Origin of the sequence: Pontibacter sp. SGAir0037 (assembly GCF_005491705.1) — a bacterium.
Lineage (GTDB): Bacteria > Bacteroidota > Bacteroidia > Cytophagales > Hymenobacteraceae > Pontibacter.
This window is the reverse complement of the sequence record NZ_CP028092.1, coordinates 3,162,382-3,183,046: the sequence shown is the minus strand read 5'-3', so window position 1 is coordinate 3,183,046 and position 20,665 is coordinate 3,162,382. Positions and strand designations below refer to the sequence as shown.

The window sequence follows — 20,665 nt, the reverse complement described above, 5'->3', positions numbered from 1 at the left end:
AACACAGCGGCATCTGTAACGAAATTTACAGATGCCGCTGTGTTTTACCTTACCGGCAATATTAGCTTGAGCTGCCCTGGTACACAGAAACTGACAGCGCAGGCAAGTTTATTTTTTTCCCTGCTGGTGCTGTGCCTGGTGCCGTGGGCAATTTCTGGTCGCTGTGTTCCAGCCATTCGGCGCTGTTCGAGTCGAGTATCTTTTCCCAGTTATCCGACCAGGTCGGAAAGGTATAAGGTATTTTATCTTCTGACAGGTTAAAGATGCAGAGCAGGCTAACTTGGCCATCAAAGCTCTTGCGCTGCAGCACATACCCTTTCTGATCCAGCGGAATTACGTTTAAGCCATTTTTGTTGAAGTTTTGTAAAACAGGATTTGAGCGGCGTAGCTTAATTAACTGCTGATGCCAGAGCAGCATGGTGCGGTGCTTTCCTTCTTTGCGCTTTTGCCAGTCCAGCTTCGATTGTTGGAAAGTATCCTCAGCCTGAGGATCAGGCGGCGCAACTTCCCAGTTAAATCCTTCAAACTCCTTTTGTCGTCCTTGCTGCACCGCTTTTATCAGTTTTTTGTCGGAGTGACTTACAAAATAAAAGAAAGGCTTGTCTTCAGCATATTCTTCTCCCATAAACAGCATCGGGATGTAAGGGGAGAGCAGAATAGCGGCGGCTGCAAGTTTAAGGCGCTCAAACGAAACAAGAACAGTTAAGCGTTCTCCTCTCACCCTGTTTCCTACCTGATCGTGGTTCTGGTTAAACACAATAAACTTATTCCCGGATACGCCTGCAGATGAAGCCCCATGCTTACGCTTCCTGAATCTGACGTAGTCGCCGCTGTGTACGAAGCCTTCTTTGTAAGCCTTTCCTACCTGTTCCATCTGCCCGAAATCCTCATACAAATGCTGGCCTTCTTTATCCAGCTTTACATAAAGCGCATGGTGGAAATCGTCGAGCCATTGTGCATCAAATCCAAAGCCGCCCATTTCAGGCGATTTTATAACACGGGGACTGTTAAGGTCGCTTTCTGCGATCATGTAAAACGACTTGCCCAGCTTTTGCTCCAGTTGCTTGATTTTGTTATAGGTAAGCTCCCAGAAGCTAACAGCACCTGTGTCGTAGATTGTGTGTATCGCATCGAGGCGAAGTCCGTCTATATGATAGTTTTTGAACCAGTGGATAGGGTTATTCGAAAAGTACTCCCGCACCGGATCGCACCATGCCCCATCATAGTTAATGGCATCTCCCCAGGGAGTGCAGTAGGCATCGGTAAAGTAGGGCCCATACTGAGAGAAATAATTACCCTCCGGCCCCAGGTGGTTGTACACCACGTCCAGGAAAACTGCTATGCCTCTGGCATGGCAGGCATCCACAAAATGTTTAAAGCCCGTCGGTCCTCCGTAAGTACTTTGTGCAGCATACGGAAAAACGCCGTCGTAGCCCCAGTTACGTCCTCCTGGAAATTCGGAAACCGGCATTACCTCAACTGCATTTATACCTGACTGAACCAGGTCGTCGAGGTAAGGAATGGCCGCTTCGAAGGTGCCTTCGGGGGTAAAGGTGCCAATGTGTAGCTCATATAGAATCAGGTCTTTAAATGGGATGCCACGCCAATTCGTGTCAAGCCATGTATAAGACCGGTGATCAACTACCTGCGATGGCCCATGTACCCCTTCCGGCTGGTAATGAGAAGCCGGGTCGGGGTAATCATGCTCACCATCAGGCATAAAAAAGTACCTGTCTCCGGGGCTAATACCTTCTAATTCTATACTAAAATATCCCCATTTGTCTTTCTGCATTTCGTGCTTCTGATCCTGGGGGTACACCAGGTGCAGTAGCATCGATTCTCTATGGGGTGCCCATACGCTAAAAGTACAGTGGCCATTTTCTGAGTAACTAGCCCCTGCATTCATAAAATTTATTAGATGTCATTTGTGTTGGTTGAGTTGCAGGTGTTTTTTACTTTAAATAGCCATAAATGTTTAGTGCTTAGCTGGTAAAAGGAGTAATTAGTTTGTAAATGCAAGCTTTGCTAAGCTTCATCCAACTTAATAATCAGGCCTTCGTCTCCGCTCAGGGTAATGGTGCTGCTAATAATTTCGCCTTCGCGCTCCGGATAACACGATAGAAGAATGGTGCCTTTAAACGTTTCCTGCTTTGGCTTGAAATAGCAAGGCCGGTGCGACAGGTTGAGTACAATAAGGAATCTTTGCTGCTCATATACTCTGATGTACGCCAGCATTTGCCTGTCTGAACCGACAGGTATATAGTCTCCCTGGTGGAGCGCTGGCTCCTGCTTGCGGAGCTGTATGAGCCTTTTGTAAAAAGTAAGCATAGAGTAATTGTTGTTCTGCTGCACTTTTACATTTTCACGCCGGAAATTATCGGCTAGCCTTAGCCAGGGCCTTGCACTGGAGAAGCCGGCATTTTCACTGTCGTCCCACTGCATAGGCGTGCGGGCCGGGTCGCGGCTTAGGTTCAGGTCTGGCATGTTGAGGCCCTGCGGGTCCTGTACTTCTTCGAGCGGAATAGGTACATCGTGCATACCTATTTCTTCTCCATAATAAATAGTAGGGGTGCCGCGCAATGTTAAGAGCAACATGGCGGCTACTCGGGCCTGCGTGCTGCCTACCCGGCTTGTAATGCGCGGCTGGTCGTGGTTGCCCAGCACCCAGTTTGGCCATCCGTCTGCGGGCAAAGCACCTTCATACTGATCAATGATCGAAGCTATTTGTTCGGCTTTCCACTCTGCATTCAACAACTGAAAGTTAAAGGGCAGGTGTGCTTCCTTTTCTTCGGACCCATAATAGGTAATCAGCTTGTGAATAGGTAAATATATTTCACCTATAATCAACCGGTCTTTGTACGCATCGGTCACTTTGCGCATCATTTTTACAATATCGTGCACCTCGGGCTGATCGGTAGAGTAAACAGGCAACAGCTTTTCGTAAGTTGCCATATACGGTTCGTAGTCCGGGTTCTTAGGGTTATCGCGTAACTGATCGTCTTTGATCATGTGCCACATAACGTCAATCCTGAAGCCATCCACCCCTTTGTCGAGCCAGAAGCGCATTACATCCAGCATCGCCTCCTGCACTTCCGGGTTGCGCCAGTTCAGGTCGGGCTGCTCTTTCAGAAAAGCATGGTAATAATACTGTTCTGTTTTTTCGTCCCATTCCCAGCCGCTTCCGCCAAAAACACTTAACCAATTGTTCGGCTCAGATCCGTCGGGCAAAGCATCTTTCCAGATATACCAGTCGCGCTTCGGGTTATCACGGGAAGAGCGGGACTCCAGGAACCAGGGGTGCTCGTTGGAAGTATGGTTCGGCACCAGGTCGAGTATAAGCTTCATGCCGCGGCTGTGCACTTCCTGCTCCAGCTTTTCGAAATCTTCCATGCTTCCGAAAAGCGGATGTATGCCTTTGTAGTCTGATATGTCGTACCCGAAATCTGCCATAGGAGAAGAGAAGATAGGAGATATCCAGATGGCTTCGATGCCTAGCCACTTGAGGTAATCCAGCCTGCTGATAATACCTTTTAAATCGCCGATACCATCGTTGTTGCTATCCTGAAAAGAGCGCGGGTAAATCTGATAAATGACACCTGTTTGCCACCAGAGGTACTGGTTGTTATCTTTCATGTTGGTTAGTTATAGCGGTTATAGCAAAATACATTCAGCCAAAACGATTCGGGAAAGGGAAAGGTTATTAGGGGGCAGCACCCCAGAGAGAAGATTGGCAGGTATAGTTCTTACGGAAACATTAAATAAAGCAGCAGTTTAACATTTTTAAGAGGAAACTCCGGAGAGGGTACTTTATTCTATCAAAGGAATTATTATCTTTCCATAACATTAAATTGAATAATCAGAACAGCAAACCACCCTTATGGCACAACCCGTTGAACAACCCGTTAAAAGTAAAACATTAGTAGTCCGAAGTGCCGTTATTGCTGCATTGGGAGGGCTGTTATTTGGCTTTGATACAGCGGTTATTTCCGGTGCTGAACGTTCCATCCAGGAGCTGTTTCAGTTGGATGGTTTCTGGCATGGTTTTACAGTAGCCATTGCCCTGATTGGTACGGTGGTTGGTTCGTTAACAGGAGGCAAACCGGCCGATAAGTATGGGCGAAACTCGGTGCTGATGGCCATTGCAGTACTTTACCTGGTGTCTGCTTTAGGAAGTGCTCTTACAAGTTCGTGGATTGGTTTCCTGATATTCCGTTTTATAGGGGGCTTAGGTGTGGGCGCATCATCCGTGATCGGGCCGATGTATATAGCTGAGATTTCTCCTGCTGCCTTAAGAGGTAGGTTAGTAGGTTTGTTTCAGTTTAATATTGTGCTGGGCATTTTGCTGGCTTTTTTATCTAATTACATGGTGGCCTCTATGGTAACCACAGATGCCTGGCGCTGGATGCTGGGTATAGAAAGTGCACCGGCACTGCTGTTTCTTGTACTCATTTTTCTTTTGCCTTCGTCGCCGCGCTGGCTTGTATTAAAGAACAGACGTGAAGAAGCAGCCGATACACTGGCCAGGTTAGGAGTGGCAGATGTTGGAGCCCAGTTAAAAGTAATTGAAGAATCAGTATACTCAGAACAGCATTTGCAGACAGAGCGGCTGTTTGTAAAGCGCCTGCGCGTGCCGGTGATGCTGGCCATACTTATTGCTTTCTTCAACCAGTTTTCAGGTATAAATGCCATTATGTACTACGCGCCGCGCATTTTCGAAATTGCGGGGTTAGACCATGCTTCTGCGCTGTTTCAATCGGTGGCAATAGGGGTAACCAACCTGGTTTTTACCATGCTGGCTATGAGTATTATAGACAAGGTTGGAAGAAAAACCTTGCTGCTGATTGGCTCTGCGGGCACTGTGGTTAGCTTAGGCCTGGTATCTACTGCCTTTTTTGGCGATGAGCCAGCCGGGGGAGCTGTTGTGCTGGTTGGGTTACTTGGTTTTATAGCCTTCTTTGCTGCTTCGCAGGGGGCGGTTATCTGGGTGTATATCTCAGAGATATTCCCGAATCGCACGCGGGCTAAAGGCCAGACCCTGGGCAGTTCAACCCACTGGATACTGGCAGCTATAATCTCATGGCTCTTCCCGGTGGTAGTAGGCGGAGATCGTATGGCAACCAGTTACGCCTTTGCCTTTTTTACCCTGATGATGTTACTGCAGGGGTGGGTTGTGTGGCGGTATTTTCCTGAAACCAAGGGAAAAAGCCTGGAGCAGATACAGGAAGAGTTTGGCCTGTAGTTTTTGCTACTGATTAGTTGTTGCAGGTTCTGTTTTCTTTTCCCGGGCACCACCTTCCAGGTAATCCTTAATGTATAGCTCCCGGATAAAAACCTGTATGACAGCAACCAGTGGAGCAGCCAGTATGACACCCAAAGGCCCAACCAATATGCCAAACAGTACCAGCGACAGCAAGGTAACTACAGGCGAAATATTTACGGTTCGCTGGAAAATCATGGGTGCCAGTAAATAACTCTCAAGCGACTGCACAAGCAGGTACAGAATTGCCACATAAAGCGCCATCATCGGGCCATCGAGTAAAGCTATCAGCACGGCGGGTACCGCAGCAATAATAGGACCGACAGTCGGAATAAAATCCAGGAAGAAAACAATTACTGCCAGCGCCAGTGCCAGCGGTATGCCCAGTAGCATCAGCCCCAAACCGGTTAATATACCTACAAATACCATGGTAACCAGTTTGCCGAACAGCCACCATTTCAGGGTATCATAACTTTTTTCCAGCACATCGTTTAAGCGTGGTCGCTGCCGTGGGGGAAATAGACTGACAATGCCTTTCTGGTAGGAGGAGGGATTGCCGGCAAAGAAAATGCCCACTACTATAACAATAAGCAGGTTGGTGATGATGTTTATGGTAGAGGTAAAGAAGCTGCCTGCGCGGCTTGCAAGCTCCTGGGTATCCGGCACCAGGCCCCCGCCGTTTTCTGTGAGTTCATCCAGTGCCTGCTCGCCCCACTCTGTCTGTCTGAGTTGCTCTTCCAGGCTGCTGATAGATTCCGGAATTGTTTCACGCAGGTCCTGCACCTGTTCCTGTACGGTTGGAGCAATGAGCCAGATTGCCAGGGCTATAGTGCCAAAGAAGATCAGGTTAGCCAAGGCCAGCGCCAATCCCTTTTTCATGCTGGTTTTGTCGTGTAGCCAGTTAGTAATGGCGCGCAGCATCACAGCAAACAGAATACCGGCAAACACTAAGAAAAAGAAGTTAATAGCATAAATCAGCAAAAGAATTCCGCCAATAAATAAAGTAACAATAACGGTGGTGATAACTACTCTCTGTGTAAATGTATATTGCTGATTCATTGTTACGGACTAACTGTAGTGTTTGCGTTAAGAACTAAAACCTGTACATAGGTATACTACAGGGAGCGGATAAGGATATGGCAGATCAAAAAAGCCCCACTTTGAACAAACAAAGTGGGGCTTCTTGTAAGGTTTGAAGGGTGTTTACTGCTTCACCAGCTTCTGGTTGAAAACCTGGTTGCCGTATTGAACCTGCAGCACGTAAAAACCTGGAGAAAGGGCATCAAGGTCAGCCAGTGTAAGCGCTCCGGAAGCATCTGTGGTGTGCTGCTCCTGTAAAAGTGATTTTCCGTTAATAGCCGTTATTGTAACAAATGCCTTGGTGCTTTCCGGAACACCAAGCGAAATTGTTATTTGGCCCTGGAAAGGGTTAGGCATGGCCACAACTTTAAAAGCAGTTGTGGCATGTTGTGCAAAAACGATAGTTGAATATTCAAAACTGCCATTTTCGTCGATTTGCTTTAGACGGTAATATTGTATGTCGCTGTTCCAGAAAGCTTTGGCATCTGTAAACTGATAATTTTGTTCTGTGTTCGATGTACCGGCTCCTTTCACGGTTCCAATTTTTTCAAAAGCAAAGCCATCTTTGCTGCGCTCTATTTCAAAACGGTCGTTTTTGATTTCTGTAGCTGTTTTCCACTGAAGTGTAACACCAGCATTGGTAGTAGTGGCTTTAAAGCTGATGAGCTCTATGGGCAGCGGCGTGTAATTGGGGTTGATGTATTTTACAGCAGCATTATCGTTACAGGTAACGCAAACGTGGTCGATTGGTAAGTAAGTTAATGTACTGGAATTATTAATCTTTGTAGTGCCAGTAGATGCTGTATTGTTGTTCTGGTCAAATATAACACCGGTGCGGCTTACATCATAAAACGTTATTTTATCGTCAGCGCCCATGGCAAATCTACCCTGGTTTACTGTATAACCTGTAAACATAAAGTTGCCGTTGTGCCCGCTTACGGTACCATCGTTCCAGAAGTCTTTACCCTGTATTCTTCCGTCAGCACCAGGATATTCCACACCTTCAATTATATCGCCGTTTATTACAGCTCCCTGGTTGCGGAACTGCCCGTTATCCACCGTAAACAACCCTACATTGGTTATGGTGCTGCCACTGTTATTAATAACGTCCTGTCCGGCTACAAACGTGCAGTAATTCAGTAATTTGTTGTTTGAGTTAAGCTGTACTTTGCCTTTCGCATCGAACAAGCCCTTGTTTATTAAAGTACCATCAAGCGTTACATTGCCTGTGCTGGTTACTATAGAGCCCTGGTTCGTTATCTTGGTTGATTGATGCGTTGTGAAATCTCCTTTAACTTCCAGCTTGCCCAGATTCTCAACATTGGAACTGTTCGCTAATACAAAGTTGCTTCCGAAAGAGATCTCAGCGTCTTCGCCGTTGTGGATGGTTGTGCGGTCGTTAAAGTTAACACTCGACTTAAAAGCCAGTGATTTTCTGTTTGTAATGGTGGAGTTGTTCCTGAGATTTACGCCATTGTTGAAAGTGAAATCGCCATCGTTGGTGATAGTTGCTACGCCGCTGTTATTTACATTAAAATCGCCGTTTACAGTTGTTACAGCGCTCGCGTAGTTGTTCAGGTTTAAATTTCCTTCAATTCCAGATGAGTTGTTAAGGGTAAGTGTTTTATAGTTGTCGAAATTCAAAACGCTTCCTGACCTTACGGATAAGCCTAGAATGGCAGTACCTCTGTTTTCGAAGCTTACAGCGTTGCCATAAGAGTTTAACGTGTTAAATGTAATGTGGCCTGAATTCAGGATCTGGGATCCCGCATAAAAGTTAACCTCTCCGGTGAAGTTGGCAGTACCCTGGTTTTCGAATCGAACGTTGGTGCCGTTTGTGGTAATTTTATTGATACTGGCATTCGCGTTTCTTTTGTTTATAACAGTAGAATTCGTGTTCATAGTAAAATCATTTCTGAAACTCACGGTGCCATAGTTCTCAAAATAAAATCCGGAAGCAGTTCTGAAGTTGTCGAATACAATTGAGCCGCAGTTAAAAACTTTGCCGGCTGGATTGTTGCCTAAGCTCTTATCGAAGGTGCCTGATATAATATACAGCTCTTTTGATGAAGTAAAATCGCCGTGTATATTGCCACTGTATGAGCTGGCGCCAAAGTCGATGCAGACTTTGGAAGTGTTGTTCCAGTTTATGTTCTTATTAGAAGTGGCAGTTGTGATAACTGTTGCATCTGTAGGGCAAACAGGGCACTGAGCAGTAGCATGAAAGGAAATAAGGTATAACCCAAGAAACAGGCAGAAGAGAGATACATATTTGGAGGTTGCTCTACCAGTGAATGTCAGCAGAAAAGTTACCAGGGTGAATAAATTTCGAATCATTTTTCTAATTATGTCCTAGTGATTAGGGGCAAGTGCTTTGGCTAAAGGCACGCTTGCTTTTGTATCAGACAGACTTAATCTTAGAAGAAGACTTCTGTGAATTTGTCTATCTCTTTATAGCATTGATGAATCATATTTTATGTATGATATGCTATATAGCTATAGACCTTAATTCTATTTCTATGCCAAATGCCAGTACTGTGGCATTTGGCAGTTTAAACGCTGTTTACGGTTCAGGTTGGGTTTAATTTATTCCATCATGGGAGAGGCTATTCCATAAATGGGAATTGTATGCTGCCAGGAGAAATGGGAATTATCCTACTGATGAGATGCAAAAATGGGAGTAGCTTAGCCTGTAAGCTGTTGGAGGTTGTATAGAGGCTATTTATCCAGAAACTGAATTAAAGGTGTTATAAACCTGTCAAAAGCTTCGATATGCGGTAGATGTCCCACATTATTGAGTTCTACCAGAGAGGAATTCTTTATTTTTCGGGCGGTATCTTTTCCGAGCTGCGGGTAATTGCCCATTGTTTTTCTTACTTCCTCAGAAACCAGGTTTTTACCCAAGGCTGTTTTATCGCGCTGACCAATTATAAGCAAAGCAGGCGCTTGAATGGCAGCAAACTCGTAAACGACAGGCTGTGTAAAAATCATGTCGTAGGTCAAAGCCGAATTCCAGGCAATGCGAGGATAATCTTTGTTTAATGTCCATCCAGCCAAAGGTACAACCCATTTATCATAAGCAGGCTTCCATTGCCCGCCGTAATAGTTCTCCTGCTGGTATTGCTTTATCTTTTCATAATTCTGGTTCAGTTCGTTTTTATACCACTGGTCTACCGTCTGGTAAGGTACTTTCAGCTTCCAGTCTTCCAGGCCAATCGGGTTTACCAGAACAAATTTTTCTGTTGATTCAGGGTACATAAGTGCAAACCTTGTTGCCAGCATGCCACCCATCGAGTGTCCTAAAACAGTAATCTTCTTAATCTGAAGGGTATCTATTACTGCCTTTGTATTTTTGGCCAGCAACTGGAACGTATACTGCAGGTGCTCCGGTTTAGACGACTTCCCAAAGCCAACCTGATCCGGTATAACTACTCTATACCCTTTCTGAGCCAGTGCTTCTGCCGTTTGCTGCCAATAGGCGCCATTAAAGTTTTTGCCGTGAAGCAGCAACACCGCCTTTCCATTGGGCTTGGCTGGTCTTACATCCATATAAGCCATCTGCAGCTGTTGCCCCTGTTCTGCCAGTTGTATAAAGTGTACCGGGTAAGGGTATTCGTAATTTTCTAAGTTAATACCAAGAGGCTGCTGCTTTGCCTGTTGTGCCAGCGCACTATGTAAAGAAACTGTCAGGAAAAGGAATAAGAAAATTTTCTTCATCTCGGCCATAAAGCGTGTAAGTGTGTACAATACCTGCCATAACGGTTACTGTATATAACCTGGGCAATGCCCCGGGTAGGAAATTAGGTAGCGCTATGCGCTACCTAATTTCTCTATCATTCGGGCAATAAAAATCAGGACTGCAGCGGGTGGTGTAAAAGTACGATAGACCGGCCATCTATTTCAATGGTGGAACCAGCTTTATACGTTACTCCTTCATCCTCTACTCTGTTCTCACTGGTATCGATAATTTTTGTCCATTCTGTACCGTACTTCTTGGAAGGAAGCTTGTACTGCAACGGTTCATAATGTGCGTTAAATATAACGTAAAAACTATCGTCGGCAATATGCTCCCCTTTTGGCCCACTCGAACGAAGGCCTTTACCATTCAGAAACACAGCCAGCGACTTAGCAAAGTCCTGGTTCCAGTTTTCGTCCGACATTTCTTTGCCATCGGGCAAGAACCAGGCAATGTCTTCTATGCCCACACCTTTTATCGGCTGGCCCTGGAACCATCGTCTGCGACAGAACACCGGGTGGTTGCGGCGCAGGCTTATCAGTTTTCGGGTAAACTCCAGTAAATCCTTATCGGCTTCAGACCAATTAAGCCACGAAATTTCATTATCCTGGCAGTAGGCGTTGTTGTTGCCGTTTTGCGTGCGGCTGATTTCGTCGCCGGCCACAATCATAGGCACACCCTGCGAAAGGAAGAGCGTTGTAAGGAAATTACGCTTTTGCTTTTGTCTAAGAGCAAGCACTTCGGCACTGTCAGTCGGGCCTTCTTCGCCACAGTTCCAGGAGCGGTTATGGCTTTCCCCGTCGTTGTTATCTTCGCCGTTTTCGGTATTATGCTTCTCGTTGTACGATACCAGGTCGTTCAGCGTAAAGCCGTCGTGTGCAGTAATAAAGTTGATACTTGCCGTCGGCCTGCGGTTATCATCCTGGTAAAGGTCTGAGCTACCAGTAAAACGTTCGGCAAATTCTGCTAACATACTGTTCTCGCCTCTCCAGAAGTCACGCATGCAGTCGCGGTATTTTCCGTTCCACTCTGTCCAGCCCGGAGGAAAGTTGCCTACTTGGTAACCGCCTTCTCCTACATCCCATGGCTCTGCGATTAGCTTAACCTGCGAAATAATAGGGTCCTGGTGAATAATATCAAAGAAAGAACTTAGCCGGTCTACCTCATGAAGCTCCCGGGCCAGCGTAGAGGCTAAGTCAAAACGGAAGCCATCTACGTGCATTTCCAGTATCCAGTAGCGTAAGCTGTCCATGATAAGGCGCAGCACGCTCGGCAGGTTCGCATTAAGTGTGTTTCCCGTTCCGGTATAGTCCATGTAATAACGAGGATTATCGGCTACTAAGCGGTAATAAGAAGCATTGTCTATGCCTTTAAAAGACAAGGTAGGGCCCATGTGGTTGCCTTCGCCGGTGTGGTTATACACCACATCCAGAATAACCTCTATGCCTTCTTTATGCAGCGCTTTTACCATATTCTTGAACTCTGTTACCTGCTCCCCAAGCGTTCCGCTGCCAGAGTAGCGTACATCTGGAGCAAAGAATCCGATGGAGTTATAGCCCCAGTAATTGGTGAGGTTTTTTTCTACCAGGTAGCGGTCTGTAATAAAGTGATGCACAGGCATCAACTCTACAGCCGTAATGCCCAGGTCTTTGAGGTATTGTATGGTAACAGGGTGCGCCAGCGCGGCATAAGTACCCCTGATTTCTTCCGGAATATCGGGATGTTGCTTTGTAAAGCCTTTTACATGCGTTTCATAAATGATGGAGTTATGATAAGGCACTTTCGGTGATTTGTCTCCTTCCCAATCAAAGTTAGGGTCAATTACAACCGATTTAGGTATATAAGGCGCACTGTCGGTGTTGCTGAAGCTAAAGTCTTCGTCTTCGTGGCCTACCTCATAACCAAACAGCGAGTCATGCCATTCAATGGTACCAGATATGGCCTTTGCATAGGGGTCGATTAATAGTTTATGAGGGTTAAAGCGATGGCCGTTCTGTGGCTCATACGGGCCATGTACCCTGTAGCCATACAACTGGCCGGGTTTGATGTCCGGAATATATACGTGCCAGATCTCATGCGTTCGCTCAGCCAGCTTTATCTTGGCTGTCTCTTTTTTGTCGTCTGTCGAATCGAAGAGGCACAATTCAATTCCTGTTGCGTTGGCTGCAAACAATGCAAAATTCACTCCTTTCCCGTCCCACGTTGCACCTAGCGGATATGGTGATCCAGGGTATGATTTTATTTCCATATAGTGTTACCTCTAAATAATGTTTGAAAGTCTTGTTTTGTTGAAAATCAAATTCTCAGGGTGTACGAAGAATAGCCTTGAATGGTCTACAGGGATAATAAGTATATTGCAATTTTAAGTGTAAATGGCAAAAGATTTTGTAAAAGCCGAAGTTGACTGCCGCTGTACTTTGTGCGTATTTGTAGGAGTAGCTAATGCCTGGAGCAGGCAGAAAAAAGCAGTTAAAGGTTTATGATCAATTTTACAGATATATTTATTGTCTTTATACTACTCTCCAGTTTGTACACTGGCTGGCACCGTGGCTTTTTAATTGGTATGCTGGATCTGCTCAGGTGGGTGGGAAGCTTCCTGCTGGGGCTACGGTTCTATCCGTACCTGGCTGGCTGGCTGAGCCGGCACACCGATTGGAGCGAAATATGGATTCCGCCCATTTCCTTTTTTATAGTAGCTATAATGGCTGGCATAATTATACAGTACGTAGGTATGCTGTTGGTAAGGCAGTTTCCTCGTTCTGTTCATACCCGCAAAAGCAACCAGGTGCTGGGGCTTATACCCGGCTTTTTTAGCGGGTTGATTACAGCTGCTATTCTGGCTGTTTTTCTGCTGACCATTCCACTTCCCGGGAGTGTAGAAGATAGTGTACAGAACAGCAGGCTCGCTAATTACCTGGCTTCCTATACCGATCAGGTAGAAACCCGGTTAGCGCCTGTGTTTGATAAAGCAGCACAAAGAACTCTTACAAAGCTTACTGTAGATCCGGAATCTGAAAAATTTATAGAATTACCTTTCCGGGTAGCTGATTCTAAACCCAGGCCAGATCTGGAGGCAGAAATGCTGCAACTGGTAAACGAAGAACGTATTGCTAATGGCTTACAACCCCTGGAAGCAGACACAGCGCTACGGGAAGTAGCCCGCCAGCATTCTGCTGATATGCTGAACCGTGGTTATTTTTCCCATTACTCACCGGAAGGCAATGATGCTTTTTACCGCATCCGGCAAGCCAACATCTCTTTCCGGGCTGCTGGTGAGAACCTGGCGCTGGCTCCCTCGCTTACCATTGCCCATGATGGCCTGATGAATTCGCCTGGTCATCGTGCCAATATTCTGCAAAGGAGGTTTGGCAGAGTAGGCATCGGCATTATGGAAGGTGGCTCGCGCCGGCTGATGGTAACGCAGAATTTCAGAAACTAATTTATAACCAGGAATTAAGAGGATTTTCAAATCTTCTTAATTCCTGGTTATAAATCTTCAAATTCTCAAATCTCATCATTCCCGATCATGCGTCTTCCTGGTATAGCAGGTGCTGGTACTGCTGGTGGCGGTTTATATAGGTAGCAACGGCGGGGCAGGTGGCTATAACTTTAAAACCGTTATCTGCAGCGAATTGAAGTCCTTGTTCAATAAGCTTATGGGCAACGCCCTGGCCGCGTGCAGATTCAGGTACAAACGTATGTGTGAAATCCAGTACTTTATCCGAAGGTAAAGCATAGGCAAGTTCAGCTTCTTCGTCTGCCTCCAGTTCTATAGTAAATTGCTGGTATTTTTTATCGTGTTTAACAGTTAATTCCATTTGAATTCTTTTGGTAATGCTACGTATACGTTCTTTCGGAGTTAGGCAAAGGAGCAGCTGGTAGTAAAGGTTCTGCCTTTCACTAAAGTTTAAACAAGGGTTTTGTACCTTTGCGTTTTATTTCAGATCCATGACACGTAAACAACACATTACTATAATTCTTATACTAGGGTCTTTAGCCACTATCAGTCCTTTTGCCATTGATATGTATTTGCCAGGTTTCCCGGCTATAGCTAAAGACCTGAATACGACCATCGATAAGGTGCAGCTGTCGCTAACCAGCTACCTGATTGGTATTTCTGCCGGTCAGTTGCTGTACGGGCCGCTGCTGGACCGTTATGGCAGGAAAATTCCGCTTTATATTGGCCTGGTTATTTACCTGATAACCTCTGTAGGCTGCGCTTTTACAACTTCCATAGATGCACTTATTACCATGCGTTTTCTGCAGGCAATCGGAGGTTGTGCCGGTATGGTGGCAGCTCAGGCGCTGGTGCGGGACTTGTTTCCGGTGGATAAAACAGCACAGGCTTTCTCGCTGCTGACGCTTGTTATTGCCGTTTCGCCTATGGTGGCACCAACAGTAGGAGGCTATGTAACCACGGCTCTTGGGTGGCATTATGTTTTTATAGCACTTGCCCTGATTACCGCTTTAATTATAGTCGGGGTTTTCTTTCTGCTGCCCCAGGGCAAAGAACCGGACGCAACTATATCGCTTCAGCCCAGAGCGGTTATAAGTAATTTTCTGACTGTGCTAGGGCAGCCGCAGTTCCTGCTTTATGCCTTAGCCGGAGGCATTGCCACTGCTGCCCCCTTTGCCTACATTGCCGGTTCGGCAGATGTATTTATCAATATTTATGGTGTAAGCGAGCAGGAATACGGGTGGATATTCGCCATTCTGGCGTTTGCCATGATAGGATCGACGCAGCTGAACCACGGCTTGCTGAAAAGATTCAGGAGTGAACAAGTTGTTAACTTCACCTTATTTTACCAGACATTTGTAGGCATTGTTTTAGTAGCAGGAACCTGGTATGGCCTGTATGGCAAGACTGCTTTAATTATACTGATGTTTATCTTCCTGACAGGGCAGGGGCTTACAAACCCTAATGCCACAGCACTTTCGCTGGCTCCTTTTTCCAGGCATACAGGTAGTGCCGCTGCATTGCTGGGTAGTTTCAGAATGGCCATGGGAGGACTGGTTTCCGCTGCTGTAAGTGTGCTACACAACGATACCACCTTGCCAATGGTTATAGTAATGACGCTTTGCGCTTTGAGCGGGCTTATTATCTTATTAGTCGGCAAAACAGCCATTCAACACAGGGCCAGCAGGAAAAAAGTAGAAGAAGATACGTCGGTTATACTATAAGTTCCTTTTATAAAAAGCGCACCGGCTGCAGGCCCGATCCGGACCTGCAGCCGGTGCGCTTTTTATATCTAAAAATTGTATCCGAGCCGCAAGCTGTTGTTCCAGGTGCCTACCAACTGCTTTTGTTGCGACTGCATTCCATCAAAATCAAGTCGCAGTTCAGGGTTCGTAAGCAGAAGATCGGTTTCCAAGCCAAATTCCAGCTTGTTAATTCTGTAAGAAATTCCTCCGGCTGCACTATATGCTTCCGCAGGTTTTCTAACAGTACTTAGCCTCCCTGTTTCTACAGAAGTGTGAATGTCCAGTTGCCAGGTTTTGGGCATTGCTAAGCCAACAGATCCCCTGGTATAAATGGAGAACTGCTTTAGCGGGAGTTTCAGGTAAAGGTCGGCCAGAGCAGTAGTGGTTCTCCAGGGCGGAACAAGCACAGTGCCGGAAGTAGCCTCTTCCATAACCGCAATGTTAAAACTATTAACGCGCCTGCCTATAGTAGCACCTACAGCCAGAAAGCTGAAAATATCTTTTGCATAGCTTATTTTTGCTATACCACCATCGTTTATCATGCCTTCTATTCTGAGCCCCATCAGGTCCAGCTCACCCAGAGGAGCCGCAATGCCTCCCTGCAAATAAATGTGGTGCGTTCTTTTAGACCTTTCCTGTGCCAAACCTGGAAATGTTACCAGGGCCGATATAAGTAAAGATAAAGCTACTTTCATAAGGGTATTTCTAAAATCAGGGCTAGTATCAGAAACCAGGCTTCTTAAAAAAGAAACGGGTAATCTACCTTAAGCTGTTGTACGTACAACAGAAAAATTTATATTGCATATCCTATAATAATCCAAAGAACTGAAGCTATGCAGTTCTTTAGCAGATGGAAGGATAGGGCAGAAAAAAACAGTTTAACAGTATGGCGCAAGTACTGTTGGCTAAAGCGATAAACAAAAAATAACTACTAACAAACTTTAATATTTACATGAAACAGGAGCTTACAAATCCGTTTGGCAGAGTTTTTTTAACGATAGAAGAGGATGCGCTAAACAAATGGATATATGTAAACTGGATGGGGTACCTGACAGCAGAGAACATTAAAATGGGGGCAAATGCGTATACTACTGCTCTGGAGAAGGCTGGTTATAACTGTGTGCTTAACGATACGCGCCTGATTATAGGTTCCTGGGATCATTCGATGGATTGGGTTATAAATGAATGGGCTCCTCAGGCTGCAAAAGCAGGCTTAAAGTATTTCGCCATGATTACAACACCTGAAACCTTTGCTGACTCTTCGGCATCAAATTTTTATAGCAAGCTTACAGCTTTTAAAGCAGAGGTGTTCGACGACATGGATAAAGGCAAGCAATGGTTAAAGCAATTTTCACTATAGAAGAATATCCTGTTATTTAGCTAAACTTATAAAGTAAGGGTTGAGTTATATACTCTTTTCTACCTACCTTAGAAAAAAACTTCAAGTTCATCTTAACAAGTAAGAATACATGAAGCACGAAGCTATAGTAGGTATGGATATTGGCACAACCAGTACAAAGGCAGTTGCCTTTGATGCAGCAGGCGCTTTTCTTTACCAGTATACTATAGAATACCCGCTGCTGGATACAGAGCCGGGATATGCTGAACAAGACCCGGACGTGGTGCTTCAGGCAGTATTGGATGCCTTAAAAATTGTGGCGGCTGAACTGGCCGTTAAAGGCTATGTGCTGGAGGGGGTGAGTTTTAGCAGCGCCATGCATAGCTTTATGGCACTGGATGCACAGGGCAACCTGCTCACAAAATGCATTATATGGGCCGATACGAGAAGTAAAGAGTATGTGAGAAGTCTGAAGAACACCGCTTTGGGGCATCAGATCTACCTGGAAACAGGCACACCTCTTCACCCCATGTCACCCTTGCTTAAACTCTGCTGGTTTAAAGACCACGAGCCGGATATCTTTTGCAAAGCTCATAAGTTTATCGGCATAAAAGAGTATGTGTTCTTCCGGTTGTTTGGTGAATTTATAATAGATTACTCTATTGCCTCCGCTACAGGCCTTTTTAATATTTTCAAGCTGCAATGGCAGGCATCGGCTCTTGATGTTGCCGGCATTACTCCTGATAAGCTTTCGCAACCTGTTACGCCTGCCTATACGCTTCGTAATCTGCAAGCAGGTTATGCCGCCTATCTAGGCATAAACCCTGCAACACCTTTTATAGTTGGTGCCAGCGATGGCTGCCTGGCAAACCTCGGGTCTAATGCTGTCAGGCCGGGGCAGGCTGCTGTCACTATCGGAACCAGCGGGGCTATCCGGGTTATGGCCAGCAGGCCCGCCACCGATATACAGGAACGTATTTTTAGCTATATTCTGACTCCCCGGCATTTTGTGTTAGGAGGGGCCGTAAATAACGGGGGCATTGTGCTGCGTTGGTTCAGGAACAACTTTGGGGAACAGGAAATAGCAGAAGCACTGGCCATGCATGCAGACCCCTATGTACTGCTGTGCGATAAGGCTTCTACTGTGCCGGCCGGTGCCGAAGGACTTATTTTCTTACCTTATTTATTGGGAGAGCGTGCCCCTATCTGGGATGCGGATGCACGTGGCTGCTTCTTTGGAATTCATTTTAACCATACCCGCTTACATTTTTTAAGGGCTTTGCTGGAAGGTGTTATTTTTAGTGTATATGATGTATGCCAGGCCCTGGAGCAAACAACTGAACCGGTTACAGCTATTTTTGCCAGTGGCGGTTTTGCCCGCTCTGCTATGTGGGTGCAGATGCTGGCCGATATCTGCAATATAAAAGTGCACCTGACAGAAACACCTGAGGGCTCTGCCTTTGGCGCTGCCATTATGGGGATGTACGCGCTCGGAAAAGTAGAAAGCCTGGAAGTGACGGAGAAAATGGTGCAGGTAATCAGAACATTCGATCCTGATCCTCAGGCACACGAAACGTACATGAAAACCTATGCTTTATATAAAGCCCTTTACCCGAAATTAAAAGACTGCTTTACAGAAGTTGTGTCGCTGGAGAAATAAAAACCGGAGAGCCACATCCGATTCAAAAGCCCGGACCTTTCAGGGACTGGAGTTTATTTAGCTGGCAAACGGGCAAAATAAACTTTTAAGATAAAAATCAGAACCGGGAATAATGGCAGGTATAGGAAAAGCCTGCAAACCTGTTAATTTCTAACCCTTTAACGCTAAACTATGGCTTTGCTGATCCTTTTTGCAGGTATTATAGCACTTCTCATCCTGATCATCGTCTTCAAGTTTAACACATTTATTTCTCTTATCCTGGTATCAATCGGCGTGGGGATAGCAGAAGGGATGGCTGTAAAAGATGTGCTGGTATCGGTGCAGAAGGGTTTGGGCGACACACTTGGTTCGCTTGTCTTAATTCTGGGTTTTGGTGCCATGCTGGGAAGCCTGGTGTCTGAAAGCGGGGCGGCACAACGTATCACACAAGGGCTGATCAGGCAGTTCGGAAGAAAAAACCTGCAGTGGGCAATGGTGCTGACAGGTTTTATCGTAGGCTTGCCGATGTTTTACAATGCCGGTTTTGTTATCCTGATTCCACTGGTGTTTACAGTAGCTGCTTCGGCAGGCGTGCCGCTGCTTTATGTAGGCGTACCTATGGCGGCGGCCCTGTCGGTAACGCATGGCTTTTTGCCGCCTCACCCAGGCCCTACTGCAATTGCCGTTATCTTCGGAGCCGATATTGCTTTAACGCTATTGTACGGGCTCATTCTGGCAGTGCCCACCATCATTCTGGCAGGCCCGGTGTTTACCAGCATGATCAAGAACCTGAAGGCAGAGCCACCTGCTAATTTGTTTACTCCCCGGCACTTTACAGAAGAGGAGATGCCTGGCTACGGAATCAGCATTTTAACAGCGTTGGTGCCTATTATACTAATGGCCACGGCTGCTGTACTTTCCATTACTGTACCGGCTACTTCTGCTATAAGGCAACTGTTTGAATTTATAGGAGATCCGGTTATAGCGCTGCTTATCTCTGTGTTAGTGGCTTTGTATACGTTGGGGCTAAGCCGCGGTAAAAGCATGGCGGAGCTAATGAAATCCACCACGGATTCGGTAACAAGTATTTCTATGATTCTGCTCATTATCGGGGCAGGCGGTGCTTTAAAACAGGTGCTGGTGGATAGCGGGGTGGGAAACTTTATCACCGGCCTTATAGAAGGCACAACTTTGTCGCCGCTGTTTATTGCCTGGTTAATAACTGCGCTGCTGCGCGTTTGCCTGGGCTCTGCCACGGTGGCTGCCATTACAGGAGCTGGTATAGCGTTGCCCATGCTGGCCTCTACAGGAGTCAACCCCGAGTTAATGGTCTTGTCCATCGGAGCCGGGAGCCTTATGTTTTCGCATGTCAACGATCCTGGCTTCTGGATGTTTAAAGAGTATTTTAATCTTACGATCCCGCAAACCATTCTCACCTGGTCTCTGATGGAAACAATCGTATCTGTGCTGGGGCTGATTGGCGTGCTATTGCTGGAGCCGGTTGTTTAGCCAGGCGCAGGCATCCGTGCTTCTGAAAGCTTTAAAATAGAAAAGGCTCCCACCATCGGGAGCCTCCTCATTATATTGAAAATTAAACTTTTCAACTTTTAGCCGTTTATTTATACGGGAACAGCCAGAGCAGGGTTACAGCTTTTAAAAAAATAATTGAAAAATTTTAGGTTGCTTTTACAGGCTGAGCCAGGTCAGGATGCAAAACTTCAGGATGCCATTGCCTGCTGCACAGTTAGATCACATGAATTTCATGATAACAACTAGGCGTTAAACTTGGTAAAAGCGAATAGCAGGACGAAGACAGAGAGGTGCTTCCTTCTTAGGGTTGAATGAAAGGTGATTTGTTCCAAACAAAATTCGTGCAGCTGGAGTCTTGTTACTGGTATCCGTTTCCTTCCTTATTTTTGCGCTCATGTACACAAGAGAACAAGCATCACAACTGCGCCAGGCTTTCTGGACAGCCTTCGGGCAATACATAGCACCGCATCCTTCAGCGGAAGGCATGAAAACGAACTGGCTTAACTATAAAACAGGCTTTAAGAATTTATATTTCAGAATGGTGGCCGAAAAGAAAAGCGCATCCATTGGTATAGAAATGACGCATCCGGATGCGGAACTGCAACAACTTTTTTTTGAACAGTTTGAGCAGTTGAAAGCCCTGCTGCACGAAACACTGGGGGAAGAATGGGAGTGGGAGCTTCATACAACAGACGATAATGGCCGCACGATCAGCAGAATTTACAAGGAAATAGAGAAGGTAAATGTTTTCAACAAAGACGACTGGCCAGCTCTTATTTCATTTTTCAAGCCCCGCATTATCGCTCTGGATGAATTCTGGAGTGATGCCAAATACAGTTTCGAGGAACTGAAATAAGGTGCTTTTGCCGCACAAATCTGCTC

General features: G+C 45.9%; 15 protein-coding genes. 7 read left to right on the top strand and 8 right to left on the bottom strand.

Annotated elements, in window-relative coordinates; genetic code table 11:
- Positions 1-61: 61 nt before the first annotated feature.
- Both treZ and C1N53_RS12920 read right to left on the bottom strand, forming a co-directional pair.
- A complete protein-coding gene (gene treZ, locus C1N53_RS12925; RefSeq protein ID WP_137759707.1) occupies positions 62-1,906 on the bottom strand; it encodes a malto-oligosyltrehalose trehalohydrolase in 1,845 nt (614 codons plus the stop codon).
- Positions 1,907-2,025: 119 nt separating this feature from the next.
- Complete coding sequence (locus C1N53_RS12920; RefSeq protein ID WP_137759706.1) at positions 2,026-3,633, bottom strand: alpha-amylase family glycosyl hydrolase; 1,608 nt, start codon at positions 3,631-3,633, stop codon at positions 2,026-2,028.
- Positions 3,634-3,877: 244 nt separating this feature from the next.
- Here C1N53_RS12920 and C1N53_RS12915 point away from each other — a divergent pair, with 244 nt between their 5' ends.
- Positions 3,878-5,239 carry a sugar porter family MFS transporter gene (locus C1N53_RS12915; protein WP_137759705.1) on the top strand — a complete coding sequence of 454 codons (1,362 nt, stop codon included), beginning with the start codon at positions 3,878-3,880 and terminating at the stop codon, positions 5,237-5,239.
- Positions 5,240-5,245: 6 nt separating this feature from the next.
- On the opposite strand, the gene C1N53_RS12910 is transcribed toward C1N53_RS12915, so the two are convergent.
- From C1N53_RS12910 to glgX, 4 genes are all read right to left on the bottom strand, one after another.
- Entirely contained in the window at positions 5,246-6,316 is a 1,071-nt protein-coding gene (locus C1N53_RS12910) for an AI-2E family transporter (RefSeq protein ID WP_137759704.1), read from the bottom strand.
- 144 nt (positions 6,317-6,460) lie between these two features.
- Positions 6,461-8,674 carry a T9SS type A sorting domain-containing protein gene (locus tag C1N53_RS12905; protein WP_137759703.1) on the bottom strand — a complete coding sequence of 738 codons (2,214 nt, stop codon included), beginning with the start codon at positions 8,672-8,674 and terminating at the stop codon, positions 6,461-6,463.
- A 381-nt stretch (positions 8,675-9,055) separates the two neighbouring features.
- On the bottom strand, positions 9,056-10,054 hold the full coding sequence (locus C1N53_RS12900) for an alpha/beta fold hydrolase (protein WP_137759702.1): 999 nt from the start codon (positions 10,052-10,054) through the stop codon (positions 9,056-9,058).
- A 134-nt stretch (positions 10,055-10,188) separates the two neighbouring features.
- The gene (gene glgX, locus C1N53_RS12895; protein ID WP_137759701.1) at positions 10,189-12,321 is read right to left on the bottom strand and encodes a glycogen debranching protein GlgX; all 2,133 of its coding nucleotides are present in this window, start codon (positions 12,319-12,321) and stop codon (positions 10,189-10,191) included.
- Between the two features lie 231 nt (positions 12,322-12,552).
- Here glgX and C1N53_RS12890 point away from each other — a divergent pair, with 231 nt between their 5' ends.
- The gene (locus C1N53_RS12890; RefSeq protein ID WP_240773214.1) at positions 12,553-13,512 is read left to right on the top strand and encodes a CvpA family protein; all 960 of its coding nucleotides are present in this window, start codon (positions 12,553-12,555) and stop codon (positions 13,510-13,512) included.
- Positions 13,513-13,597: 85 nt separating this feature from the next.
- Here C1N53_RS12890 and C1N53_RS12885 read toward each other — a convergent pair whose 3' ends face one another.
- On the bottom strand, positions 13,598-13,891 hold the full coding sequence (locus C1N53_RS12885; RefSeq protein WP_137759700.1) for a GNAT family N-acetyltransferase: 294 nt from the start codon (positions 13,889-13,891) through the stop codon (positions 13,598-13,600).
- Between the two features lie 130 nt (positions 13,892-14,021).
- On the opposite strand from C1N53_RS12885, the gene C1N53_RS12880 reads away from it, so the two are divergent.
- Positions 14,022-15,254: a multidrug effflux MFS transporter gene (locus C1N53_RS12880; protein ID WP_137759699.1), complete on the top strand. Its 1,233-nt coding sequence runs from the start codon at positions 14,022-14,024 to the stop codon at positions 15,252-15,254.
- 68 nt (positions 15,255-15,322) lie between these two features.
- Here C1N53_RS12880 and C1N53_RS12875 read toward each other — a convergent pair whose 3' ends face one another.
- Positions 15,323-15,970 (bottom strand): hypothetical protein, encoded by a 648-nt coding sequence (locus C1N53_RS12875; protein WP_137759698.1) that lies wholly within the window; start codon positions 15,968-15,970, stop codon positions 15,323-15,325.
- Positions 15,971-16,227: 257 nt separating this feature from the next.
- Between C1N53_RS12875 and C1N53_RS12870 the strand changes: the two genes are divergently transcribed.
- The 4 genes from C1N53_RS12870 to C1N53_RS12855 all read left to right on the top strand — a co-directional run bounded on the left by C1N53_RS12870 (position 16,228) and on the right by C1N53_RS12855 (position 20,639).
- Positions 16,228-16,635, top strand: a complete 408-nt coding sequence (locus C1N53_RS12870; protein WP_137759697.1) for an STAS/SEC14 domain-containing protein — start codon at positions 16,228-16,230, stop codon at positions 16,633-16,635.
- 109 nt (positions 16,636-16,744) lie between these two features.
- Positions 16,745-18,274, top strand: a complete 1,530-nt coding sequence (locus tag C1N53_RS12865) for a gluconokinase (protein WP_137759696.1) — start codon at positions 16,745-16,747, stop codon at positions 18,272-18,274.
- 171 nt (positions 18,275-18,445) lie between these two features.
- Positions 18,446-19,762 (top strand): gluconate:H+ symporter, encoded by a 1,317-nt coding sequence (locus C1N53_RS12860; RefSeq protein ID WP_137759695.1) that lies wholly within the window; start codon positions 18,446-18,448, stop codon positions 19,760-19,762.
- Between the two features lie 415 nt (positions 19,763-20,177).
- Entirely contained in the window at positions 20,178-20,639 is a 462-nt protein-coding gene (locus C1N53_RS12855) for a DUF4268 domain-containing protein (protein ID WP_137759694.1), read from the top strand.
- The last annotated feature ends 26 nt before the right edge of the window (positions 20,640-20,665 follow it).